Genomic DNA, 23,272 nt, shown 5'->3' on the forward strand with positions numbered 1-23,272 from the left:
CCTGCTAGCAATCACGTCCCCGACCAGCCCGAGCACCCCGCCTCCGGCCCACACCAGCCCCGTGACCTGCACGTTCAGGTTGGCAATTGCCCATTGGTTGAGCGCCGTCCAGCGGCTCGGTTTGTGATGAGAATGTCGGCCCATCGGAAGATCACCCGACCGAGAACCCCCGTTCGAGCGGCAGTCGAATTTGGGTCCAGTGCCTCGAACCCCCGCTCGTTGAACGCATGGATCACGTCGCGCACGTAGTCGGCGCTGACTGCATCAACGAGGTGATGTCCGGCACCGACTGGCCTGCGCGGACACCGTCACGGCGTGTGGTCGCGGCGCTGACGGTCGCTGACGGATCGTCTGCCAGAGGAATTGCCCGCCATGGAAGCCACGCTGGAAGTGGGGACGGTGCTGGACGGCGAGGTCTGCGCCGTCGTCGACGGGCAGCTGGAGTTCAGCGGGCTGCTGCGGTGGTTTCGGAGGGCAGGGTCCAGGCCACCTACCGGCCGCAGCGGCCCGGTTTCCACCTGTACAGCATCAGCCTGCCTGCCGATGGTGTGGACGGGCTGGGCGTACCGACCCGGCTTGAGGTCCAGGGCGGGCTGCGCGCCACCGGGTCCCCCGCTTCCGACCGGCCGGTCCAGTTGCTGAACCTGCCGGGGCTGGACGTGCCGCCGCCTGTCTACCCCGACGGGCCGGTCACCGTCGAGGAATAGTCAAGAGTTGTGGTTCGAGCTTCCGCGCGATCCGGGATATCAACCGGTGTCTATGGGCGCTGTGATGGGACTGGTGGGAGCGTGGGCCAGCGGGCGAGCATGCGTTGGCGCATGTCCGTGCTGAGTCTGCTGAGGCCGCTCAGGTCGGCGCGGTCGGCAGTCGTCTGGCCGACGACACCGAGCCGGTGGACGAGCCGTTGCCGGGCGGTCGCGGTGCCCCACTTCCAGTCCCTGTCCGGGATCCGGGCCAGGTGGTCAGTGGTTCCGCGGTGGGCCCTCTCAACCAGCGCGTCGCCTCGTAGCAGCCACCCGGCGCACGCGTCTGCGAGATCGCCGTGGAGTTCGGTGCCGGTCGCGGTGCGCCATGCCATGCGGTAGGCGGTCTCCGCCCGGTCCAGAAGTGGAGCGGATGCCGCAGTGACACACCAGCATGTCGGGAAGCCGATGCGCAGGTAGGCGAGCTCCACCAGTCCGCTGCCCAGGGAGGCCTGTTCGAAGTCGATGAACCTGATCCCGCTGGTGGTGTGCAGGTCATTGCCGGGGCATGGATCTCCGTGGAGAAGGGCATGCCCCGGTGCCCGGCCGAGCCGGTGCACGAGGTCGTCGAGCTCGCCGGACACGCCAGGCGCGACGGGAACCTCAAGAGCCTCGGCCAGCCTGAGGAAGGAGTCGACGTCGGCCTGGACTGGGCCCAGCCAGCGGGGAAGTACTCCGACGTCCTGCGGGCCGGTGGTGGCGTGCAGCCGGGCCAGTGCCGCCGCGTAGTCGACGATCCAGTCGCTGGACGGGCGTTGGTGGTCCAGATGCTCCAGGACCAGCACCCGCTCGCCGGGATCGGTGGCCAGTAGTGCGGGTACCACGGGGGTGTCGGCTCGGGCGGCGAGCCGCAGCGCGGCCACCTCGCGGGCGTACCGCTCCCCGGCGTCGGGACCGTCGACGATCTGCTTCACCACCGCCGGTGCCCCGGCCAGCTCGACGCGCCACACACGTGAGCGCGGGCTGCTGCCCAGGCGCCGGGAGCGCCTGGGTGAGCCCAGTTCGGCCCGTAACTCGTCCCCGAACGGCAGTCGCGACCACATGAGCTCATCCTTCCACGCGGGTGAACAACTCTGCGGCTGCGGCGGGTAACTGGCGGCGCAGTTCACGCCGCGGTTGCTTGCGGCCGTTCGACCAGGATCCCGCGTTCGAAGGGGCGCCGGCGGGCTGGAGTCCGGACCATCAAGATCAACACGGAGAGCGCCATGGCCGACCACAGCACCCCACCGCCACGGCGCCCCGGCCGCCCGCGCGGAACCAGGCCCGGTGACGACGGCCTGACCGACCGCCAGCGCTCCATCGTGACCGCGATCCGCACCGCCACCACCGGCTACCCGTCTTCCATACGCGAGATCGGCACGGCTGTCGGCCTCACCAGAACCTCCTCCGCTATCCCGCAATACCGGCGCCTATATCCGCTGGCGCAACGCTCGCGCTGAACTGAAGAACAACTTCGCCCCCGACTCACCTGTTCGCACATGGACAGAAAACCCCGCCCAGGCCGCAGGACATGGCTCTACGATCGCCGTACGAGTGACCGCAGCCTGGCCGGTCCAGCCTGTGAAGAAGACGATGCTGTGCATGGCCTTGCCCGAAACGGCTTCGGCTATCCAAGAGGAGCACGATGGCCACGATCGCCAGATCGACTCACGAATGGGCCACTGAACGACTCAGTTGCTACGAGGTGACGCCAAGTCAGGAAGTGGCCGAGCAGGAGTGCATCGTCCTCATGCACGGCGGGGGCAGGGGAGACAGCAAAGAGCCGAGCCTTCCGCTTGCCGTGGATCTTGCAGCGCAGGGATACCGAGTGCTCGGCCTTGACTTCACCGGAAGTGGCGAGAGTTCGGGGCAATGGTCTGAGCTGACCCTCAACCGCCGCAGAGACCAGGCCGCCTCCCTCATCGAGAGCCGACTGCCTGCACACGCCCCGCTGATCCTCGTCGGCTTCAGCATGAGCGGCCAGACCGCCGCAGACCTGATCAGCCGATTCGACGAGCGGGTTGAGTGCCTGGCCCTTTGTGCTCCAGGCATCTACTCACGTACTTTGCGAGACGTCCCTTTCGGAGACGAGTCGTTCGGCGACCTGGTCTTCCACCGACCGGAACTGTGGCCGGATAGCCCAGCCTTGGACACTCTGGCGGCGTTCCGGGGCCGGATCGTACTGGTACTCCCTGAGCACGACGAGATGGTTCCACCCGGGATGGCAGCCCTCGTCGAGGAGAACCTGCGCGCCAACCCTCGGTCCGCAACGCTGGTTCTTGACGGTGCGGGACATCTACTCGACCAATGGCTGGCCGAACACCCGAAGGACCGCAAGCGCGTGATCAAGAGTTTGCTGTCACCGCCTCCGGCAACCCGGCCCTGAGCCGACTCGGATCCGAGCCACTGATCAAGCCCCGTTTCGTCCGAGGTCAACTCTCCGCCTACCAACCCATCCCCGCCGACCACGCCACCATCCTCGGCAAAGTCGTCGCCGTGCTGCGCAGACTCCGACACCGGCACACCGGCACACCGGCGACCGGAGCCGCCCCCAGCCCGTGGCCCGGCGAACTTCGTCAGCAAGCCCCGTAGACGTGCCACGCAGCCCGGCTCACCCCCAGCGGAAACAGAACAACGATCCGTTGATCGCGGACCGGTCCGGCTGGCGCTGCTCCGCAGATCACCAGAGCGACAATGGTGTTGCCTCCCAGGGTGACCCTCACGCTTGAATACGACCATGGAGAACCCAGTGTGGGACGCGTTGGCCACGGACGTCCGGGAGCAAGTCGACGGCCTGCTGATCAAGGGCCATCGCATCCACGCGATCAAGGTGATCCGCGACGCCAGCCCGGAGCCGGTCCCGGGCATCCATGAGTGCCTCGATCAGATCACCGACCGCTACGCCGTGCTGGGGCGCCGGTTCGACCGTGAACCGACGGCGCCGTTGAACGTCGATGCCCTGACCGCCAAGATCCGCGAGCTGCCCCGGCGCCCCGAAGCGATCGAGGCCGTATGGGACGGCGACACCCAGGGCTGGTTCGTCGAGCTGCTCGGCGTCACGACCGGGCCGAGAGCCGCCTATCACCTCGCGCTCATCCGATTCGGAACGGACATGCGCCTTTTCAACAGCTCCCTCCCCTCCTGGCCGGAGGCGGAAGAGGCGAACACGGTAGGCCGGGCGCTGGCCGAACGGCTGGGCCTGCCGTTCCACTTCGCGAGCCCCAGCACCCCGGATGACTCAACCCCACGCTGGTGGGACAGGCAGTGATCCCGCGACCTCACGGCACGTGCCGGCCGCGACGCGGCAAGAATCGGACCCCGGCGACGTCCTCGCCCCGCCCAAGCAGGGCAGCGTCCCCCGAGCCAACAGGTTGAGGGCCATCGCGTAGGTCCGCAGCCGTGCCTCCGTGAATCGGCAGCGGGCTTGGAGATCGGCGAACCTGGGTCCTCGGCCCGCTCGCGGACCCGCCTACGGCCTGCCCGAGCCGGACGGAACCGACCGGCTGCACCGCAACGCGCGTGGCACGTCGGACAAGGTCACGGCGCTGGTCCTGACCGTGATGGCCTCGTACCGCGACCACGTGCGCAGTCGGCTCGCGAGTCCTGGCGCAGCGCCCCCGTTGAGGTCCGCCGGATCGCTGTTCTGCAGTTGCTGATCACATATTGCAGCTCGATCGGGTCGCAGGCGGGCCGGCTCAGCCCCGTGCAGACCGTTTCCCTGATCCGCCGCGCCATCCCGGTCACCTCCTGACGTCGGTTTATCCAGGTGGAGACGTTCATCGGGGGCGGCCTGCAGCGTCTACACCGCAACCTCTCACCGAACAGCACATGCGGCCCCCGGGTGCCCGGCCGCATGAACCACACGACCCGCACCCCCTGTCGCCGCGTCATCACGGTGCCGCGCTGCTCAGGATTCGGGTTTCTGGCTCCGGTCGCATTTCCATGAACGATCTTGAGCAGATGCGGGTGGCAGCGTGGGTGTCGCCAGTCGCGTCCTGATCAACGTGTGGGTCCTGTCCGGACACGGCCTTCGTCACGTGCGGCTGCCAGCAGTGTTGGTGATCGTCGGGCTGGGGTTGTCGGGAGGCAGGAGTTCCACGGCGAGGGCCACAGCCTGCTCGGCGGTGTCGACTTCGCCGACCAGGCTCGCGAGACGTCGCACCCGCCCCGGTCTTCGCAGCGCCGGTCGACCATCCCACTGAGAGCAACCCGATCTCAGTGGCGGTGGGTGACGTCAACGGGGACGGGCACCCGGACCTGGCCGTCGCCAACGTCCTCTCCGACACGGTGTCCGTGCTGTTGGGCCACGGTGACGGTACGTTCGCAAACAAGGTCGACTATCCCACCGGGCACAACCCGAACTCGGTGGTGGTGGGTGATTTCACCGGGGACGGGCACCTGGACCTCGTCACCGCCAACTACGGTGCGAACACGGTGTCCGTGCTGTTGGGTCGCGGGGACGGCACTTTTGCCGGCAACGTCGACTACCCCACCGGGATCAATACAGCCTCGGTGGCGGTGGGTGACTTCAGCGGGGATGGCGAGCTCGATCTCGTCACCGCCAATGACGCTTCGAATACGGTGTCGGTACTGCTGGGCGACGGGGACGGTACCTTCGCGCCCAAGGTCGACTACCCCACCGGGAACAGCCCGTTCTCGTTGGCGGTGGGTGATTTCACAGGTCAGCCGGGCCGATCGCGGTGGCGTCGTCCTTCGGGTCAGGGCGGGTTGGGATGCTTGTTCCTGCGGCGGTGGGAGAACTGCTCCCGGGTGGTCTGCCAGCGCAGTCGCATTTGACCGAGGACGTTATCCCATTCCTGACGGACCTCGTCATCCGGCGGTCGCTCGCCTCGACGGATACGGTCGAGTTCGTCGCGAACCTCCCGCCCGAGCGCTGCGGACCCGACAATGACGAACATTGCGCAGAAGAGGGCTGAGAGCATCGCGAAGACGGCACCCACCGCGCCATATCGTGTGGCGTAGGAGCTGAAAAGGTGCGGCAGGTAGAAGGTCGCGCCCATCGAAGAGACCGCCGTGAGAGGGGCGGTGACAACACCGAACGGCAGGAGGTCCTGCCAGAGAATCCGCTTGGCGGAAAGGACCGAGCCGCTCCAGACGAAGAAGACCGCCGTCAGCGGCACCACAACCAGGGATGCGGCCAGCTCCAGACGCCCGCGGCCGAGAACGGCGTGAAGCCACGAAGTGGCCGCCAAGTACCCGAGGAGGGCAAGCGCCCACCTCAGGCCGTTCGGTGTGTTGCGGACGCTGAGCGGACTCAGCTCCCAGATCTGCTCGAACAACCGTTGCATCGCCCGCGTGAAGCTCAACACCGAGACCATCAGGAACAAGGTCCCGAAGATGCCCACACCCGCGCTTGTGGAGGTGAAGATCTGTCTGACCGCCTCCGCCCCTCCACCGGTGAGGCCGTAGCGGTCGATAGTGCGGTCCGCAACGTCCTTGCCACCCAAGCGGGTCAGGACGGCACCGCAGAGAATCGCGAGCGGGATGAGGGCCGTCAGCGCGCCAGACGCGAGCGCCATCGACCGGTCGAACCCCACGATCTTCTGGAAGCGGTTGACGACGCGCAGCGCGAAGCCCGGACGCAGCCAGAACGTCAGCGTTCTGATCAGGCGCTCGCGGTCGATCGGTGCCGTATCCCCTCCTCGGACCTGGGAGTTCGTAACACGTCGAGACTAGCCCGACGCCCCGGCATCCGACGGCTACGACGCGGACCTCCGCATGCAAACCCTCGTCACCGTCCGCGGCCCGGCAGGAGAGGTCTCCTGCCGGGCCGCCGCGCGCTCCCCAGGCATCGGAAAGACAGGCATGGAAAGAGGGGAGCGCCTGCTCATCATCTGTGACTGAGCGCGCCAGCTGGCGGGCTTCGCCGACTGGCATGTGGGCGCCCGGGGGCTCGTGGGTGGTTGTAACGCGCCTCGGGTGCAGCTCCACTGTCGCTCCTGCGGGTGGTTTGCCCCGTGGGGCCTTCCAGGCATTTGTGCGCATCCGTACGGTCTTTGCTGTCCGGGCTTGTCGATGCCGGGTGACGCTGGCTGGTGAGAGGAGTTCGCATGTTCCGGAGCAAGAGGGTCCGCGCGGTGGCGTGCTCGGGCGCGGTGCTGGGCCTGGTTGTGGGTGGGGTGTGGACCGGGGTGGCGGTGGCGGCTCCGCCCGGAGCGACGAAGGCGATCGCCCCCTACGCGCAGGCGGCCGCAGTGGTCAACTCGGACGGCAGCGTCAACCGGTCCAAGGGCATCGCCGGTGTCACCAAGCCCGCCGTCGGCAGGTACTGCGTCGAGCTGGAGGACAAGGAGGTGGACGTGACCAGGCTTGTCCCCGTCGCGACCCTGCAGTACACGTCCTTCGAGTACGGCATCCGCATCTCGATGTGGCCGGACCCCACCTGCGGCAACCGCACCGACACCTTCCTCGTCATCACCGGAAAGACCAACGTCTGGGAGGACCGGGCGTTCTCCATCGTCATCCCCTGACGGCCCTGGCCGGGGTGCTGTGCCAGTCGGCCCGGTTGGGCTGAGTGGTGGTTTCTGTTCACCCGCGATCCTTCTCCGTCTGTCCAGAGCGGCGCGGCTGCTCCGGACAGCCGACGAGGAAAAGGAGCTTTGCCATGCGACGCATCCACTCGTTCGTCATCGCCACGGTCGCCCTGGTAGCCGCCTTCGGCACCGTACCCATCGCGACCGCAGCGCCCACAGCGCCCGCCCACCTGGCGTCCTTCAACTGCAATCCCGGAAAGTTCTGCATCTACAGCGACTGGGACGGCGGCGGAACCCGCTGTCAGTGGGCACAGGACGAGGTTGCGAACACCGCCGACGCGTGTTCCTTCATCCGGAACGGACGGCCCGTCCGTTCCGTATGGAACGGGACCGGGCACCGGGTGCAGTACTACACCCAGACCAACTACCACGCACGCGTCGGGTCCACCCGGCCCGGACACGGGGGCAACCTGATGGGCAGCTACCAGATCCGCTCCTTCAAACCCCAGTAGGGTTGTTGAAGGGGATGCGGCTGCGTCGCCGCCCTCGGCGAAGCGGTCCGCGCGGCACCATCCCGTCCACGGTCTTCTCCTCTGCTCGGGGAGGGGGCGGCACCTTCGCCGACGTCTCGGCGTTCCTGGACGGCACGGTCGACGCCACCGACCGCGAGGCGCTCGCGCAAGCGGTCCAGGAGCTGCGCAAGCGACTGGACGCCCCGCAGCCGCCGAACGCCTGGGCGGCCGGTCACTACGGCTTCCCCAAGCCCTGAGCCACCGTCACACCATTGAGCGGTCTTCCCGGTCCCGAGGCGGGGAAGACTGCCACCGTGACTGACACCGACCTGTTCCAGCCCGGCACCACGCTGGTGCGCCGCGACGTCCACGCCGGCCGGGTGTGGACCGCGATGCCGCAGCGGGTGGTCGATGACACCGGCCACGTGCTGACGGTGGCCTACTGGCCGGGGATCGAGAGCCTGGCGCCGACGACGTGGATCACCTCGACGCGCAGCGGGGACGACGTCACCCGCAAGCAGGGCCTGGAGGACCTGGCGGCTGGGACCTGGACCCTTGGCCGGTACCGGTGGACCGGCACCGCACTGCTCTCGTACTTCCTGGCCGGCGAGTGGTTCTCCGTTCACTGCTTCCAGGACGCCGCCACGAGGGAGCCGCTGCGCTGGTACGTCAACTTCGAGAAGCCCTACCAGCGTCGCCCCGGCGTCGGCATCGACACCCTGGACCTGTGCCTGGACCTGGTCATCGCCCCCGACCTGTCGGGGCACCACTGGAAGGACCAGGCCGAGTACGCCCAGCTGCGCCGCCTCGGCCTGATCGACGACTACCTGCATCGCCAGGTCGAGCGGGCTCGCGGGCGGGCGATCAGCATGCTCGACGACCGTACCGGCCCGCTCGCTGCCGGCTGGCCGGCCTGGGCGCCGGACCCGTCGTGGCCGCTGCCCGAGCTGCCCGCAGACGCAGACGCAGACGCAGACGCAGACGCCGACGACCCGGCCACCGGCCGGTGACCTCGCCGACGACCGGCAGCAGCCAGGGCACCCAGGCCCGGGTACGGGTGTGCGCGGTCCTGGTCGACAACGGCCGGGTGTGCCTGATCCGGCGCCAGCGCCCGGCCGGCCTCCAGCTCTCGTTCCCCGGCGGTCTTGCCGAGGACGGGGAGGACCCGTCGGACACGCTGCGCCGGGAGCTGCTCGAGGAACTCGGCCTCGACCTGGCGGTGCTGCCCGACCCGCCGCAGCTGCGCTTCGTCCAGGACCAGGAGACCGTGCGGCCGGGCGAGACCACGCCGTTCCGCCGCCGGCACCTGGTCTTCACCGCCCACCTGCCGACCGTTCTCCACCGCGCGGTCGCCCGCACCGAGCAGGACGATCCCGACCAGGCACCGGTGGTCTGGCTGCCGGTGGCCGACGCGGCCGGCCTTCACCTCTACCCGGCCATCGGCCCGGCCCTCGCCCGGGCCGCCCAGCCCGACACCACCACCGGCGGCCCGCTGCTGCTCCCGGCGATGACCGCCGCGTCCTACCAGTGGCGCTGACACCGCGTTCGTACGCCCCGGGCCGGCCGATGTGACTGTGCTTCGTAGCCGGCCAAAGTTCTCAGGGTAGTTGGCCAGGCTGTACGCGATGCCTCGAACCAGGTGGTGTTCAGCCGTACGTGGTGCCTGGTCTGGGCCGGTGTTGTGCGGGTGGGGCGAGTGGCTCTGCGATGGTCTGCATGGGACAGAGCCCTGTGGCACTGCGTGGCCGGCCCTGCGGTGGCTGTTCTGCAGGGCCTGGCCTGAGGGCCTGCGCGGCTCAGCGCCTCGCGCGCCGACGACGGCGCTACGGAGGTGGGCGCCTCGTGCGGTCGCAGCCGCACGAGGCTGCCCGGGTACTTCAGTTGAGTTTCAGCGGAAAGCGGCGATGTTGCGGGCGACCCAGCCGTTGAAGGGGTGCGGGGCGCGGCCCAGGACTCGTTCCACGTCCGGGCTGATCCGCAGTTCGGCCGGGTTCGGGGCGGAGATGATGTCCAGGGTGTCGTCGGCGAGTTCCATCGGCACGAACTGGGTCATCGTGGCCTTGGCCTCGCCACGGGTGAGTTCGTGGAACCGTACAGGCGAGCCGAGCGCGGCGGCGATCGCCTCCGCCTGCTGACGCGGCGTGATTACCTCTGGCCCGGTCAGCTCGTACACCCCGCCGGTGTGCCGGTCGTCCAGCAGGCAGGCCGCCGCGACCTCGGCGATGTCCGCCGGGTCGACGACCGGCACCCCCACGTCGCCGAAGGGCGCGGCGACCATCCCCTGCGTGCGGACGGACTCCGCCCAGGCCAAAGCGTTGGAGGCGAAACCGCCCGGTCGCAGGACGGCCCAGTCCAGGCCGGACTCCCGCAACGCGTCCTCCACCGTGCGCATCGCGACCCGCGACGGGCCGAGCGGCCTGGTCGCCACGCCCTGCGAAGACAGCAGGACGACCCGGCGGACCCCGCCGGCCGCGGCCAGGCCGATGATGTCGGTCGGCCTGGCTTCGGGGGCGTGCAGGTCGCCGGACAGCAAGAGGAACAGCGCCTTCGCCCCGTCCAACGCGGTTGTGAGGCTTGTCAGCTCGGCCAGGTCGGCCGCCACATGCCGGACTCCGTCCGGCATCGCCACCGCGCGCCGCGACACCGCCGTCACCTGCTCGCCCGCCTCGGCCAGGGCCTGCGTCAAGGGTCGGCCCACATTCCCGGTAGCCCCGGTCACCACGATCATGTTCAGCTCCTAGTCCGTTGTGCACTGCGGTAATTGACGCTAGGAGCCGGGCTTACTTTTCGTAAGAACATACCCAGGGGTAAGCTCCGGACATGAGGGAAGGTGCGCAGCTGACGCCGGCTGAGGCGGGCAATCGGTATGAGGTGTTTCACACCGACTGCCCCGCGCGTGACGTGGTCGACCACGTGACCAGCCGGTGGGGTATCTGGGTGCTGATCTCCTTGCGGAGCAACGACCTTCGGTTCTACGAGCTGCGCGACAGCATTCAGGGCATCAGCGAGAAGATGCTCGCTCAGACCCTGCGCGCGCTGGTCCAGGACGGCCTGGTCTGGCGGGAGGTGGAGCCGACGACGCCGCCCCAGGTCACCTACGGGCTGACCGAGTTCGGTCAGGACGTCAGCGAGCCGCTGACGGACTTGTTCAACCGGATCACACAACGGCTACCGCCGCGCAGCCCGGGATAGTGCGGTAGTGGTCGGCCTCGAAGGCGAATCCAGCGTGACCTGGTCACATGGGTGATAGTCGTCGCGCACCTGGCCTCGATCCTGTCCTCACATCAACCCGTACGGCACGTTCCGCCTCGGACGCCGGGGTGATCCGGCCGAGCGGGGAGCCGGTGGACCCCTTGGCGGTCCGCCAGGTCCGCGCCGCGCCGTCCGACCCGCACGTGCCTGGCGACCCGGGGGCCGATCACGGTGTGCGGGCGCGACACCGGGGCGACCCGGTCAGCCAGGTGGCTGGAAGGCGGTTACGGGCTGGCCCAGGGTGCAGGTGGAGCGGGAGAGCAGGCGCAGGCCGAGGTTGGTGAGGCTGTGCCGGGCAGTGCCGTGCTGGCGTGCGGTGGTGACGAGACCGCCCGCGCGTAAGGCGTTGAGGTGGTGGCTTGTGGTTGCGGCGGAGATGCCGGCCAAGGTGGCGATTTCGGTGGTGCTGCGCGCGGTGGCCAGTGTGGTGAGGACGGCGGCCCGGGTACGCCCCAGCAGGCGGGTGAGACCGGGATCGGGCCGGGGATCGTCTTCGTCGGGTGCGGCGTGCGGGTGGCGCACGGGGATGTAGACCTCGATGGGGGCCTGGTCGTCGTAGTTGTCGGCCCGGGCCGTCGGGATGCGCAGGAAGAACGCGGGCACCAGGACCAGGCCCCGGCCGGCCAGATCGAGGTCCACATCCTGCGGCAGGTGACACGGGACGGAAAGGACGGGGTACTGCCAGCTGATGGACGGGTGCAGGCCGTTGAGCATGATGTCGGGCGTTGCCGCCGCACTGTCGACCGCGACTCGCACGGCGTGCTCCACATACGCCCAGGCCGGCGCGATGGCCATGCGGTGGTAGCCGCTCAGCATGCGGGTGAACTGGTCGGTGGCCTCGGGCCGCCTGTGGTGGACGTCGGTGATCCATTGCGGCAGGTCCGGGCGCATGCTGCGTGCGGAGGCCAGGTCGGCGATCATCCGGGCCTTCGGAAGTTCCTGTAATGCTGCAAGGCCCTCATACAGGCTCGCGGCGCCGTGCGGGGCGATGAGGAGTTCGGTCACCGCGCCGTCATCAGCGGCCGCGAGGTCGAACAGCGGCAACTCGCGCCGGCCGATGCTCTGGCGGACCTGGGCGGACCAGCGGGCGAACGGCTCGCTGGTCGCCTGCGGCTGCTGCAGGAGCTGGAGGCTGAAGACGGTCTCCATCAGCGGTTCCGGATGCGCGGCCCAGCGGATCCGCTGCAGATCAGCGGCGGTGAAATGAAGACGAAGCATCAGCCCCCCAGCTGAACAGTGGACGGTGCACCATCAGGGCCCCGCATCGGCGAAACGGTCGTCCCAATGGTCAAAACGATCATGCTAGCCCGGTCGAGGGACAGCGCAACAGCCGTACAGAATCGGGTCGGTATAGGGGGATCCAGTGGGACAGGCCGGTTCTGCCGCTTTTCGAGCACCGTCGAAAGCCATGGCGCCCCTTCCGCGGAGCGCGCACCATGAGTCACGCGCTACCGGCGAGTAGGAAGCGTAAGGCGCGGCGGACAACGTAGTCCTCACTTCCAGCCGACGCCTCTCGCTTCGGCAGGTCGGATCCGCCCGATGGCCCGCGGGAAACACCCTGTGCCAGCACTCCCCCCTTCCAGCAAGAGGAGAAGATCCATGCGTTCTGCTGCCAAGACCGGGCTGCGCGCCCTGGCCGTCCTGGCCTTCGCGACCTCGGCCGTGTCCGCAACGCCGCTTGTCGCCACGGCTGATACGCCCGCAAACCACAGCGGAACCCACCACATCCGGACCTTCACCGACAAGTGCCTCGACGTCTGGGGCGCCCACACCGACAACGGGACGGGCATCATCCAGTACACCTGCGCGGCCAACGACGCGGCTGCCAACCAGGCCTTCAATTTTGTGGCTATCGACGGCCAGCCCGACGTGTACGAGATCCGCACCTTCGCCGGCAAGTGCCTCGACGTCTGGGACGGCCGCGCTGACGACGGGACGAACCTCATCCAGTACACCTGCACGGGCCAGGCCAACCAGCACTTCAAGACCGTGAAGGTCGACAACAGCCCCATGGTCGAGATCCACACCTTCGCCGACAAGTGCCTCGACGTCTGGGACGCCAGCTACAACGACGGCATAGGCATCATCGAGTACACCTGCACGCACCAGCCCAACCAGCGGTTCATGATCGGCTGACACCCGATCCCCCGCCACCGACCCGAGCCCTCTCGCACGGCCATCAATGCGGCAGGCCGGGCAGGCCCACCGTTGGCCCGCTCGCCGCGCGTCCAGGTTGGCGTGCACTTCGACCGCGCGGCCGTCTCGGTCGGTGAGGGCGGAGTGTCCCGGATCGAGCGGCGGGAAGGCCGTGCTGCCGTCGACGGCCAGGCCCAGGCCCGGGACGCCGCTTTGTCCGCCCCGGCGCGCCGGGCAGAGCCCGACGACCGTGCCGCCGGCGAGGTGGGCGGCGTAGTGCTCGGGCCCCTGACGTGTCGTTCGGCGGCGTGGTCCGGGCCGAGGCTCTGGTGGAAACGCCAGCACTCCTCGACCTGCGACGAGTGCAGCACCGGCAAGGTCACCCGGACCGGGGTCCGCTGGGTCATCGGCCCGCCCCGCTGGTTTCGATGCGGTGAACCCTGACGCGACAAGAGCCGGTCCGATCCCGCCCGGACACATGCAGCCCGGCTTGAAGGCGGGGCTGAGGCCCACCGTCAGACCGGCCAGTTTGACGCGCACATGATCACCATTGCCGTGTTCGATACCCATGCCTGGCCCGCAGGCGCCCAACGGCCGGCACATTCCTCCAGGAAAAGAAAAGAGAAGATCATGCTTTCTGCCACCAAGACCGGGCTGCGCGCCCTGACCGTCCTGGCCTTCGCGGCCTCGGCCGTCTCCGCAACACCGCTCGTCGCCACGGCTGATACGCCCGCCCCGGTCACCGGACCCCACCAGATCAAGACCTTCGCCAACAAGTGCCTCGACGTCTGGGGCGGCCACGCCAACGACGGGACGGGCATCATCCAGTACACCTGCTGGGGCCACGACAACCAGACGTTCACGATCAAGCCGGTCGACGGCCAGCCCGACGAGTACGAGATCCACACCTTCGCCGACAACAAGTGCCTCGACGTCTGGGACGCCCGCAGCGACAACGGGACGGGCATCATCGAGTACGGCTGCAACAACGGGGCAAACCAGCACTTCAAGATCGTGCCATTCGGCAGCAAGGTCATGATCCGCACCTTCTACGACAAGTGCCTCGACGTCTGGGACGCCAGCACCAGCGACGGGACGGGCATCATCCAGTACGACTGCACGGGGCAGAACAACCAGATGTTCACACTCGCCTGACACACGATCCCCCTCGCCACCGACAACGCCCGCGTCGCGACGCGCCGGCCACCTCACTGTGGCGGGTGCCCCCCGGGCCACCTCACCCGTTCGCCCGGACCCCTCTCCGGGCGAACGGGTGAAGCCGAACACCGGTGAGCCGATCCACTGGTATGTGACCTTCGAGCTGCCCTTCACCCGCCGCCCAGGCCTGGGCATCGACACCTTCGACCTCTGCATCGGCCTGGTCGCCGAACCCGACCTGTCCTCGTGGTCCTGGAAAGACGCCGACGAATACGCCCCGATCCGCCGCCTCGGCTGGGTCGACGACCTCCACGCCCTGGTCGACACCGCCCGCGAACGGGCGCTCGGCCTCCTGCACGACCGTGCGGGCCCGTTTGCCGGCGGCTGGCCCACCTGGTCGCCCGACCCCGCCTGGCCACTGCCGGTGCTCCCCGACGGCGCCGGTACCACGGTCGCCGGACGTTGACCCCGCCGTCCGTACAGGGGCTGTCTGCGGGTGAAAGGCGATGGCCGTGGAGCCACCGGCAACGGAAGACCCTCCGGGTGCCGGCCCGCACAGTGGCAGACTCGGACCCATGACTTCCTCCTTGCCCGAGCCGGACCAGCGACTTTCCGATCCCAGCGAGCTGTTGCTGGACTATCTCGACTACTACCGGTCCGTGGTCAACGCCAAGATCGAGGGCATGTCCGACGCAGAGCTGCGCGTCAGCCGGCTTCCTTCCGGATGGACACTGCTCGAGTTGCTGAAACACCTCGTACACATGGAGCAGCGCTGGCTGCGCTGGGGCTTCCGGGCCGAGCAGGTCTCGGCCCCCTGGGGCGACCGCGGCCAGGCGGACCGCTGGTGCGTCGGCCCCGAGGAGACGACCGCCGGCCTGCTTGCCGCGCTGCACGCGGGTGGCGAGTACACCCGCGCCGTCGTGTCGGGTACGCCACTGTCCACCGTCGCCGCAGCCGGCGGCCGTTTCCCCGACGACGGCACCACGCGGCCCACCCTGGGCTGGATCCTGTTCCATGTCCTGCAGGAGTACGCCCGTCACGCGGGCCACCTGGACATCGTCCGCGAGCTCACCGACGGCGTCACCGGCGACTAGCCACCGACCAGCCGGCCCGGCTGACGCGCTCTCACCGCTGCACCCCCGAGCGCCTGCAGCTGGCCGTGCTGCTCCAGGGTGAGCCTGGCCCGCCTCGCCTTCGTGGTACCGGCCGGGGCAACGGCCCCTGTCGCCAACGCTGCCGCGCCGAGGAAGTGCCGTCGGTTCGCTGCCGTTCCCTCCTCTCCTTCGTCTTCGACCGGCTGTTGGTGAAGCTCTTGAGGGTCTGTGGTCCGTCGGCGCGCGGGCCCTCCATCGTGCCGCCTCCACGCCGTGGCCGGTCGGCGAGAGTGTCCCTGGAGGCGGAGTTCTGCGGCGACAAGCAGGGCTGACCGAACGCGGGGCCTTGGCCGACTCCGGCACTGGTCCGCCCGGCACAGACAGCACCAGGCCGCCGCCCGCCACTGCCACCACCAACGGCGGTTGCACACGATCGAGGGACGGTCTCATGAAGACCGCCCCTGACGGACAATCAGCCCACTACACTGCACCACACAGCCTCTGACCAGGCAAAACATCGAAGTCCTGCTGGAGTACTAGTGCTCGCTCCAGCCGAGGACCTGATCGGCTTCGGCCCACGGGCCGTCGACGACCACAGCACCACCTGTCCGCAGGTCGACCAGGTTGAGGGTTCGGTGGTCTGACTCCGCGTACGCCGCCACGGCGGAGCCCGCTGACGGAGTTGGTACGACGGTGTCCCCAGACATCGGCCAGCCGGTCGCGAGGCCTTGACCCACGGCCACGGGGAGGGTGCGCTGTTGGACGACGGCCCCCGTACTGGGATCGCTGGTGGTGACGGTGTAGGTGTAGCCGCTTGACTGGCCTGACTTCTGGGTGACACGGACCAGGTCGCAGCTGCCGGGCTGGAAGTACCAGAGCCGCCCCATCGTGTCGTTCTGCGTGCTCCCCTCGTGCCTGGCCGTCTGCTGTGGGTCGTTGGGGTCGCCCCCTCCTGGCTTCAGCAGATCGGTGAACAGGTACTGCTGGTTGTCCGTCGTGGTGTTCACGTCGACCAGCACATGGCTGCCGCAGGAAGAGTCGACTGTCCAGCGGGTGGCCAAGTCGGTCAACTGCCGGCCCGGTTGGACGGTGGCGATGGTCGACACATCCGCCGACGGCTCCTGGTACTGGCCCGTGAGCTGGGGCATGTCGCCCTTCAGCCGGTCGAAGGCAAGGTGGTCGTTGTCCAGCCAACGCGCGCAGGACATCGCGGAGTACACCGTCTGCGGACCGCCGGTGGGGAGCACACCGGGGTTGTTCCAACTCTGCTGCTGGCGGTAGTCCGCGCTCTTGCGCGTCGCGACCATGGTGAAGGTCCCGTCCAGGGCGACGGAGAACACCCCCTGATGGGTCGTGAAGGCAACGTGCTTGCCGTCCGGTGCCCACTCGGCGCACGACGCACCGTCGACCTGCGGTGGCACGGTGATCTGCTGCGCGCCGGGGGCCAGGCTCCGCACCGTCATGATCCGGCCCGACACGTAGGCGAGCGATGTGCCGTCCGGGGACAGTGCCGCCGTTCCCTGGACCACCGGTGTGCCCGGGTCGAGAAGCGGCACGGCGCTGGCCTTGCCGCCCTCGACGTGGGTGATCCGCCAGACCATCGTGGTTCCAGGAGGCTGCCGCCCCTCCAGGACCAGGGAGCCCGAGAACTCCGGAACCGGCGGCTTGGGCGGCTTGGGACCCGACGCGCAGGCGCTCACCACGAGGAGCAGGCCCAGCGCCCCGACCGACCGCCAACGCGGCCCAGGAATACGACTGTTGGACTCGACGAACATCGCTCGATCGTGCCAGCCGCTGCTCAGGCATGGCAAGAGCGGTCAGTGGGGGTCGTTCACGCGCCGCTCGCACGCGGCCGGCTGCCGGCGGAACCGACCGGTCTCCACGGCGTCCCACGGGCGAGTGTGCTCGGGGAGGACTGCCTGGGCCGCGCGCGCCGGGCGCATCCAGCGCCCGCCCGCATCGGGCTCGTTGTCATACACGCTCTCAAGTGCAGCCTCGGCGCTGCAGCGGGGATGGAGGCCTTGCAGACGTCGCGGTCCACCCGCGCCGCACCGCCCCGTCTGGCGGGCGCCGCGTGCACCAGGTCCACGGCAGTTGACGGCCTCTCATGTCTGTTTCAGGCCAAGTTCATTATGTGCCCATTCTGTGATGATCGGCTGTATCGGGGCCCACTAGTGTCACTTCTGCTCCACTGCCCGCTGCCTCCCGGCCGTCGTGAGGCGCCACGTGGACATCTCGATAGGACTGGTGTGAAGTGAGCAGCAATTTTCGCCGGCTGTTGGATCATTCGTCGACGGCGGCGGTCCGGGGTCGGATCGCCGCAGCGGTAGGGGTGGTCGCGCTGATGGCGGCCGTCCTCACCGGCACGGCCGCCGTCGGCACGGCCGGTGCCGCGCCCGTCGGCGCGTCCTCGCACGTCTCCGCCGCCGCGTCCGGTCACGCGTCCGCCGGTGCGCGGCCCGCGATAGGCGGGTGGACCTGCGCCGGCACGCCCATCCCGGCAGGCTACGTCCTGACCGGCTTCATCCGCAGCGGCTGCAACGGGGCCGGTGCCTGGAACCAGCAGCCGGTGCGGGACGGAATCTGGACCTGCGCCGGCTCGCCGATCGTGTCCGGGTACGTCATCACCGGTTACCTCTCCGCCGGTTGCAGCGGCATCGGCGCCTGGTACCACCAGCTGGCCAAGAACGGCCTCTGGACCTGTGCGGGCTCGCCGATCGTGGCCGGCTACGTCACCGTCAACTACAACCGCAGCCTCTGCAACGGCATCGGCGCCTGGGTCCAGACGACCGCCCGGGCCGGCCTGTGGACCTGCCCCGGCTCGCCGGTGCCGGCGGGCTTCCGCAGCACCAGCTACCTGCCGGGCGGCTGCGGCGGCCAGGGCGCCTGGCTCCTCCAGCGCCGCTGATCCCGACCACGTCCGCCGAAAGGCACCGCGCGTACCGCGCGGTGCCTTTCGGCGTGAAACGCGACGTCCGAATCCGCCGGACCGTCCGTCGGACAAGCACGAGGATCGAGCCCGCCCCCGATCCTGCTCGGTCCTGCCGTGGTGGAAGGCCGGGCACCACCATGGGTCGATCTCCCCAGCGCGGCCCGGCGCTTCGGATCGAGCCCGCCCGGCTCGAGGAGGAGCGGCGCCTCAACACGATCCTGGTCCCGCCGCTGGACGAGCGCACAGGCGCCAACAGCTGCCGGCCTACGTGATCGCCCCACCCGCCGCGACCGGGCAGAAGCCGGACCAACAGGTCGCCTGGGAACTCGGGCAGCCGGACTCGAGGGGCCGCACCGAGCAGACGTTGCGGAGCGGTCAGGATTCGAGAAGCGCGGTTCATGGAGTCGCCTCTAGCCTGCTCTGCATGGACATCACCATTCACACCACCGCTCTTCCGCACGACGACCCGGACGCGTCGGTCGCCTTCTACCGCGACGTCCTCGGCTTCGAGGTCCGCAGCGATGTCGGGCAGGGCAGGATGCGCTGGATCACGGTCGGCCCGGTCGGTCAGCCCGGCACGTCGATCCTGCTGGCGCCGCCCGCCGCCGATCCCGGCATCACCGAGGACGAGCGCCGCACGATCACCGAGATGATGGCCAAGGGCACCTACGGCTGGATTCTGCTGGCCACCCCGGACCTCGACGCCACGTTCGAGAAGGTGCAGGCCGGTGACACCGAGGTCGTCCAGGAGCCGACCGAGCAGCCGTACGGCATCCGCGACTGCGCGTTCCGCGACCCTGCGGGCAACCTGATCCGCATCCAGGAGCTGCGCTGAACCGGTCGGGTCCGGTCCGCATCACCGAGCGTCCGGGGTACCCGTCGAGGCGGGCACCCCGGACGCTCGAAGACGTTGCCGGAAAGGGGAACGGAAGATGAGAGAGGGAGAGGGGAGAGGTTCCGTGTGTGACCCCGAATGGCGGCGTGCGCGCGTCCAGGCGCAGCGCCTGGCTGATCTCGCGCGGCTGCGCCGCGTCCGCGACCGGATCGACCGGGAGTACGCGCAGCCGCTGAACGTGGAGGCGCTCGCCCTCGATGTGAACATGTCCGCCGGGCACCTGAGCCGGCAGTTCCGGGCCGCGTACGGCGAGTCGGTGTACGCGTACCTGATGACGCGTCGCATCGAGCGGGCGACGGCGTTGCTGCGGCGGGGCGACCTCAGCGTCACCGAGATCTGCTTCGAGGTCGGCTGCGCGTCGCTGGGCACGTTCACCACCCGCTTCACCGAGCTGGTCGGCACGCCGCCCGGGGCCTTCCGGCGCGAGGCGGCTGCGGCTGCGGCCGACCATGGCGATGCTGCGGGTACGGCGCGCGGTGCGGGTACGGCGATCAACGTGGAGGGGATGCCGGCGTGCGTGGCGAAGCAGGTCTCGAGACCGGTCAGGAAACGAGAAGCCCCGGCCGCCGGGCAGTGCCTAGCGTGATGGTCATGGCAACCACCGCTTCCACCACAGCCCACACGTCCCTCGCGTCCGTCACCCTCGAGGTGGCCGACCCCGGGGCCGCCCGCCGCTTCTACCGCGCCTTCGGCGTGGACGCGTACCTGCACCTGCGGGCGTCCGAGGCGCACTCCGCCGGATTCCGCGGCTTCACCCTGGCGCTCACGGTGTCCGGGCCGGCCACCGTCGACGGCTTCGTCGGCGACGCCGTGGACGCCGGCGCCACGGTGCTGAAGCCCGCCGCGAAGTCCCTGTGGGGCTACGGCGGCGTCGTCCAGGCCCCGGACGGCACGATCTGGAAGATCGCGACCTCGGCGAAGAAGGACACCGGCCCCGCCACCCGCGAGATCGACGACGTCGTCCTGCTGCTCGGCGTCGAGGACGTGAAGGCCACCAAGCAGTTCTACGTCGACCGCGGCCTGACCGTCGCCAGGAGCTTCGGCGGCAAGTACACCGAGTTCGCCCCCGGCCAGGCCGGCCCCGGTCAGCCCGGCCCGCTCAAGCTGGCGCTGTACAAGCGCCGCGCCCTCGCCAAGGACCTCGGCGTCCCCGTCGACGGCACCGGCTCGCACCGCATCGTCCTCGGCGGCACCACCGGCACCTTCACCGACCCGGACGGGTTCGCCTGGGAGGCCACCGCGTCCTGAACTTTTAGAAGGCTGGGTTTACAAGTTCATGTTTGGAAGGCTAATGTTCTAAACATGAACGACGTGCAGAAGCCGGCCGCGCAGGACGCCGCGGTCCGCGAGACCGCCACCCGGTTGCGGGTGGGTATCGGGGCCTTCAGGCGGCGCACCCAGGAGACGATGTCCGAGGGGGACCTGACCGTCCCTCAGCTGACCGCCCTGGCGCGGCTGGACCGGCTCGGTCCCGCCACGACGGCGGAGCTGGCCCGGCGCGAGCAGATCACCCCGCAGGCGATGGGTGCCACGATCGCCGGCCTCGAACAGCGCGGCCTGGTCGCGCGGCAGGCGGACTCCGCCGACGGGCGCCGCATGATCCTCAGCCTCACCCCCGCCGGTCAGGCCGCGATCGGTTCGGGCCGCAGCGCGCTCGTCGACCGGGTCGCCGGGGTGCTGGCGGAGTCGTTCACCGACGAGGAGATCGCGACCCTGGATGCCGCCGCCCGGCTGCTCGAACGCCTCGCCCAGCGCCTGTGAGCACGACGGACGGGAGACTCTGATGCCCTCCCCAAGGTCCTCGACCAGTGCCCCGGCGGTGGTCGGGACACCGTCCGGGCGCCCGTTCTCGTGGCGGTTCACCACACCGCTGTTCCTCGGCTCCGCGCTCAACCCCGTCAACAGCTCACTGATCGCCACCGCCCTCGTCCCGATCGCCCACGGCCTGGGCGTGCCGGTCGGGCGGACGGCCGCGCTGGTCACGGCCCTGTACCTGGCCAGCGCGATAGCGCAGCCCACCGCGGGCAAGGCCGCCGAGGTGTTCGGCCCCCGGCGGGTGTTCCTGGCCGGTATCGCGTTCGTCGTCGCCGGAGGACTCCTCGGCGGCTTCGCCCAGAACCTCCTCACCCTGCTGGTCAGCCGCGTGCTGATCGGCCTGGGCACCTCGTGCGCCTACCCCACCGCCATGCTGCTGATCCGCCGCCGCGCCCAGGAGTCCGGCCTGGACAAGCCGCCGGGCACGGTGCTGGGCGGTCTGCAGATCGCCGCCATCGCCACCGCCTCGCTCGGCCTGCCGCTCGGCGGGGTGCTGGTGGGCGCGCTGGGCTGGCGGGCCGTCTTCCTCGTCAACGTGCCGGTCGCCCTGGCCGCGCTGGCCGCGACGCTGGCCTGGGTCCCACCCGACGGCCCGCCGGACCGCACCCGCCGCCTCCGTGGCATCGCGGCCGACCTGGACGTCATCGGCATCGCCGGGTTCGCCACCGCGATGATCACCCTGCTGCTGTTCCTGTTCGAGCTGCCCACCGCCCGCTGGTACCTCCTGGCGATGTCCGCCGTGCTGTGGGCCGCCCTGGCGCTGTGGGAGCTGCGGGCCCGCACCCCCTTCCTCGACCTGCGCCTGCTCGCCCGCAACCGCGCGCTGACCAGCACCTACCTCCGCTTCGGACTGGTCCTGATCTGCGTCTACGTCGTGCTCTACGGCATCACGCAGTGGGTCCAGACCGTCCGCGGCCTGTCCGAGACCGAAGCCGGACTCCTGCTGCTGCCCATGACCCTCGTCTCCGGTCTGGTGATCTCGCCCGTCTCCCGGCGGAACCTGGTGCGCGGCCCGGTGATCGCCGCGGCCCTGGCCTGCCTCCTCGGCTCGGCCGGGGTCCTGCTGCTCGGCACCTCGGCCTGGATCGGCTGGGTCGTCGTGGTCACCCTCGTCTTCGGCATCGCCATGGGCGCCGCCGCCGCAGGCAACCAGATCGCCCTCTACGGCCAGGCGCCCGCCGAACAACTCGGCACCGCCTCCGGCCTGTTGCGGACCTTCGGCTACCTCGGCTCGATCGCCGCCTCCGCCATCACCGGCATCGTCTTCCACACCCGGGTCTCGGACCAGGGCGTGCACCTGATCGCCTGGATCATGGTCGGCGTCAGCGTCGTCCTGGTCCTGCTGACCGTCGCCGACCGCACCCTGCGGACCCGCCCGTCCATCCCGCTCAAGGAGCAGCCATGACCGTCACCACGCTGGACCCCACCACCGCCCTGATCGTCGTCGACCTGCAAGCCGGGCTGGCCGCGCTGCCGACCGTCCACCCCTTCGAGAGCGTCGTGGCCAACGCGGCCAGGCTCGCCGACGCCTTCCGCGCCCGGAAGCTGCCCGTGGTGCTGGTCAACGTCGCCGGCGGCGCCCCCGGCCGCACCGAGCAGGGCGTCGCCGGGCGGAGCGCACTCCCCGACAACTGGACCGACCTGCTGCCCGAGCTCGACCAGCAGCCCGGGGACAAGACCGTCACCAAGTACACCTGGGGCGCGTTCCAGAACACCGACCTGGCCGGGTACCTCGACGCCCTCGGCGTCACCCAGGTGGTCGTCGTCGGGGTGGCCACCAGCATCGGCGTGGAATCGACCGCGCGCCAGGCCCACGAGCACGGCCTGAACGTCACCGTGGCGACCGACGCGGTCACCGACCTCAACCCGGCGACCCATGACAACTCGGTCGCCCACATCTTCCCCAGGCTCGGCGAGACGGGCACCACCGACGAGATCCTCGTGCTCCTCTGACTTGCCCCGCACGGCGAAAGCCTGCTGCTCAATGACAACACCCCCAAGGAGGCGCTCCACCCGAGCACCGTCGGGAACCTGGAGATCTCGCTCACCAAGCAGACGCCCAGCTGCTTCCCCCTCTCCGAGACCAACGTGATCGGCGAGGGCTGAACCACCCCGTCAGCCGTCGGCCCGCAGGACAGCAGGAGTTCACGGCTACACGTATGACGCGCACCCGCCGCCGCGTACTCCGGGCCACCGGCCCGGAGTACGCGGCGGTTCCCTGTGCAAGGGCCGCACGGGAAGGCGAGGGCGGCGATCACAGCC

The 23,272-nt window shown here is 69.6% G+C and carries 29 protein-coding genes and 1 pseudogene; 24 read left to right on the plus strand and 6 right to left on the minus strand.

What is annotated here, in order from left to right; genetic code table 11:
• Window positions 1-461 precede the first annotated feature (461 nt).
• A complete protein-coding gene (locus P3T29_RS29550) occupies window positions 462-707 on the plus strand; it encodes a hypothetical protein (RefSeq protein WP_280719746.1) in 246 nt (81 codons plus the stop codon).
• 50 nt (window positions 708-757) lie between these two features.
• On the opposite strand, the gene P3T29_RS29555 is transcribed toward P3T29_RS29550, so the two are convergent.
• Window positions 758-1,786, minus strand: a complete 1,029-nt coding sequence (locus tag P3T29_RS29555) for an aminoglycoside phosphotransferase family protein (protein WP_280719747.1) — start codon at window positions 1,784-1,786, stop codon at window positions 758-760.
• Between the two features lie 162 nt (window positions 1,787-1,948).
• Here P3T29_RS29555 and P3T29_RS29560 point away from each other — a divergent pair, with 162 nt between their 5' ends.
• The 4 genes and pseudogenes from P3T29_RS29560 (at window position 1,949) to P3T29_RS29575 (ending at window position 3,990) form a co-directional block, all read left to right on the plus strand.
• Entirely contained in the window at window positions 1,949-2,182 is a 234-nt protein-coding gene (locus P3T29_RS29560; RefSeq protein ID WP_280719748.1) for a hypothetical protein, read from the plus strand.
• Between the two features lie 185 nt (window positions 2,183-2,367).
• The gene (locus tag P3T29_RS29565; protein ID WP_280719749.1) at window positions 2,368-3,108 is read left to right on the plus strand and encodes an alpha/beta fold hydrolase; all 741 of its coding nucleotides are present in this window, start codon (window positions 2,368-2,370) and stop codon (window positions 3,106-3,108) included.
• Window positions 3,109-3,161: 53 nt separating this feature from the next.
• A pseudogene (locus P3T29_RS29570) lies at window positions 3,162-3,233 on the plus strand (repressor LexA); the annotation flags it as partial.
• Window positions 3,234-3,471: 238 nt separating this feature from the next.
• A complete protein-coding gene (locus P3T29_RS29575) occupies window positions 3,472-3,990 on the plus strand; it encodes a hypothetical protein (RefSeq protein ID WP_280719750.1) in 519 nt (172 codons plus the stop codon).
• A 765-nt stretch (window positions 3,991-4,755) separates the two neighbouring features.
• Here P3T29_RS29575 and P3T29_RS29580 read toward each other — a convergent pair.
• Window positions 4,756-4,884, minus strand: a complete 129-nt coding sequence (locus P3T29_RS29580; RefSeq protein ID WP_280719751.1) for a hypothetical protein — start codon at window positions 4,882-4,884, stop codon at window positions 4,756-4,758.
• A 50-nt stretch (window positions 4,885-4,934) separates the two neighbouring features.
• Between P3T29_RS29580 and P3T29_RS29585 the strand changes: the two genes are divergently transcribed.
• Window positions 4,935-5,519, plus strand: a complete 585-nt coding sequence (locus P3T29_RS29585) for a VCBS repeat-containing protein (protein WP_280719790.1) — start codon at window positions 4,935-4,937, stop codon at window positions 5,517-5,519.
• Here the strand turns inward: P3T29_RS29585 and P3T29_RS29590 are convergent.
• Window positions 5,441-6,280 (minus strand): YhjD/YihY/BrkB family envelope integrity protein, encoded by an 840-nt coding sequence (locus tag P3T29_RS29590; RefSeq protein ID WP_280719752.1) that lies wholly within the window; start codon window positions 6,278-6,280, stop codon window positions 5,441-5,443. The genes P3T29_RS29585 and P3T29_RS29590 overlap by 79 nt on opposite strands.
• A gap of 513 nt (window positions 6,281-6,793) precedes the next feature.
• Here P3T29_RS29590 and P3T29_RS29595 point away from each other — a divergent pair.
• From P3T29_RS29595 to P3T29_RS29615, 5 genes are all read left to right on the plus strand, one after another.
• Window positions 6,794-7,213: a hypothetical protein gene (locus tag P3T29_RS29595; protein WP_280719753.1), complete on the plus strand. Its 420-nt coding sequence runs from the start codon at window positions 6,794-6,796 to the stop codon at window positions 7,211-7,213.
• Between the two features lie 134 nt (window positions 7,214-7,347).
• Window positions 7,348-7,728, plus strand: a complete 381-nt coding sequence (locus P3T29_RS29600; protein ID WP_280719754.1) for a peptidase inhibitor family I36 protein — start codon at window positions 7,348-7,350, stop codon at window positions 7,726-7,728.
• A 14-nt stretch (window positions 7,729-7,742) separates the two neighbouring features.
• Entirely contained in the window at window positions 7,743-7,985 is a 243-nt protein-coding gene (locus P3T29_RS29605) for a hypothetical protein (protein WP_280719755.1), read from the plus strand.
• A 57-nt stretch (window positions 7,986-8,042) separates the two neighbouring features.
• Window positions 8,043-8,738: a DUF402 domain-containing protein gene (locus tag P3T29_RS29610; RefSeq protein ID WP_280719756.1), complete on the plus strand. Its 696-nt coding sequence runs from the start codon at window positions 8,043-8,045 to the stop codon at window positions 8,736-8,738.
• Window positions 8,735-9,265 (plus strand): NUDIX domain-containing protein, encoded by a 531-nt coding sequence (locus P3T29_RS29615; RefSeq protein WP_280719757.1) that lies wholly within the window; start codon window positions 8,735-8,737, stop codon window positions 9,263-9,265. Before P3T29_RS29610 ends, P3T29_RS29615 begins: the two co-directional genes overlap by 4 nt.
• Window positions 9,266-9,616: 351 nt before the next feature.
• Here the strand turns inward: P3T29_RS29615 and P3T29_RS29620 are convergent, their stop codons facing one another.
• Window positions 9,617-10,456 carry an NAD(P)H-binding protein gene (locus tag P3T29_RS29620; RefSeq protein WP_280719758.1) on the minus strand — a complete coding sequence of 280 codons (840 nt, stop codon included), beginning with the start codon at window positions 10,454-10,456 and terminating at the stop codon, window positions 9,617-9,619.
• 92 nt (window positions 10,457-10,548) lie between these two features.
• On the opposite strand from P3T29_RS29620, the gene P3T29_RS29625 reads away from it, so the two are divergent.
• Entirely contained in the window at window positions 10,549-10,920 is a 372-nt protein-coding gene (locus P3T29_RS29625; RefSeq protein WP_280719759.1) for a helix-turn-helix domain-containing protein, read from the plus strand.
• A 261-nt stretch (window positions 10,921-11,181) separates the two neighbouring features.
• Here the strand turns inward: P3T29_RS29625 and P3T29_RS29630 are convergent, their stop codons facing one another.
• On the minus strand, window positions 11,182-12,198 hold the full coding sequence (locus tag P3T29_RS29630; RefSeq protein ID WP_280719760.1) for a winged helix-turn-helix domain-containing protein: 1,017 nt from the start codon (window positions 12,196-12,198) through the stop codon (window positions 11,182-11,184).
• A gap of 381 nt (window positions 12,199-12,579) precedes the next feature.
• Here P3T29_RS29630 and P3T29_RS29635 point away from each other — a divergent pair, with 381 nt between their 5' ends.
• The 4 genes from P3T29_RS29635 to P3T29_RS29650 all read left to right on the plus strand — a co-directional run bounded on the left by P3T29_RS29635 (window position 12,580) and on the right by P3T29_RS29650 (window position 15,368).
• Window positions 12,580-13,116, plus strand: coding sequence for an RICIN domain-containing protein (locus tag P3T29_RS29635; RefSeq protein WP_280719761.1), 537 nt, complete (start codon window positions 12,580-12,582; stop codon window positions 13,114-13,116).
• Window positions 13,117-13,746: 630 nt separating this feature from the next.
• A complete protein-coding gene (locus tag P3T29_RS29640) occupies window positions 13,747-14,271 on the plus strand; it encodes an RICIN domain-containing protein (protein ID WP_280719762.1) in 525 nt (174 codons plus the stop codon).
• A gap of 118 nt (window positions 14,272-14,389) precedes the next feature.
• Window positions 14,390-14,740, plus strand: a complete 351-nt coding sequence (locus P3T29_RS29645; RefSeq protein WP_280719763.1) for a hypothetical protein — start codon at window positions 14,390-14,392, stop codon at window positions 14,738-14,740.
• A gap of 109 nt (window positions 14,741-14,849) precedes the next feature.
• Window positions 14,850-15,368, plus strand: coding sequence for a DinB family protein (locus tag P3T29_RS29650; RefSeq protein WP_280719764.1), 519 nt, complete (start codon window positions 14,850-14,852; stop codon window positions 15,366-15,368).
• Window positions 15,369-15,904: 536 nt separating this feature from the next.
• On the opposite strand, the gene P3T29_RS29655 is transcribed toward P3T29_RS29650, so the two are convergent.
• A complete protein-coding gene (locus P3T29_RS29655) occupies window positions 15,905-17,143 on the minus strand; it encodes a hypothetical protein (RefSeq protein ID WP_280719765.1) in 1,239 nt (412 codons plus the stop codon).
• A gap of 479 nt (window positions 17,144-17,622) precedes the next feature.
• Between P3T29_RS29655 and P3T29_RS29660 the strand changes: the two genes are divergently transcribed.
• The 8 genes from P3T29_RS29660 (at window position 17,623) to P3T29_RS29695 (ending at window position 22,963) form a co-directional block, all read left to right on the plus strand.
• Entirely contained in the window at window positions 17,623-18,276 is a 654-nt protein-coding gene (locus P3T29_RS29660) for a hypothetical protein (RefSeq protein ID WP_280719766.1), read from the plus strand.
• 161 nt (window positions 18,277-18,437) lie between these two features.
• A complete protein-coding gene (locus P3T29_RS29665) occupies window positions 18,438-18,572 on the plus strand; it encodes a hypothetical protein (RefSeq protein ID WP_280719767.1) in 135 nt (44 codons plus the stop codon).
• Window positions 18,573-18,724: 152 nt separating this feature from the next.
• A complete protein-coding gene (locus P3T29_RS29670) occupies window positions 18,725-19,135 on the plus strand; it encodes a VOC family protein (RefSeq protein ID WP_280719768.1) in 411 nt (136 codons plus the stop codon).
• A gap of 124 nt (window positions 19,136-19,259) precedes the next feature.
• Window positions 19,260-19,781, plus strand: a complete 522-nt coding sequence (locus P3T29_RS29675; RefSeq protein WP_280719769.1) for an AraC family transcriptional regulator — start codon at window positions 19,260-19,262, stop codon at window positions 19,779-19,781.
• 5 nt (window positions 19,782-19,786) lie between these two features.
• Window positions 19,787-20,443: a glyoxalase gene (locus P3T29_RS29680; RefSeq protein WP_280719770.1), complete on the plus strand. Its 657-nt coding sequence runs from the start codon at window positions 19,787-19,789 to the stop codon at window positions 20,441-20,443.
• Between the two features lie 54 nt (window positions 20,444-20,497).
• Window positions 20,498-20,956, plus strand: coding sequence for a MarR family transcriptional regulator (locus tag P3T29_RS29685; protein ID WP_280719771.1), 459 nt, complete (start codon window positions 20,498-20,500; stop codon window positions 20,954-20,956).
• Between the two features lie 22 nt (window positions 20,957-20,978).
• A complete protein-coding gene (locus P3T29_RS29690; RefSeq protein WP_280719772.1) occupies window positions 20,979-22,415 on the plus strand; it encodes an MFS transporter in 1,437 nt (478 codons plus the stop codon).
• Window positions 22,412-22,963 (plus strand): isochorismatase family protein, encoded by a 552-nt coding sequence (locus tag P3T29_RS29695; RefSeq protein ID WP_280719773.1) that lies wholly within the window; start codon window positions 22,412-22,414, stop codon window positions 22,961-22,963. The genes P3T29_RS29690 and P3T29_RS29695 overlap by 4 nt, the downstream gene beginning before the upstream one ends.
• Window positions 22,964-23,272: the final 309 nt, after the last annotated feature.

It is taken from the genome of Kitasatospora sp. MAP5-34 (genome assembly GCF_029894335.1).
GTDB lineage: Bacteria > Actinomycetota > Actinomycetes > Streptomycetales > Streptomycetaceae > Kitasatospora.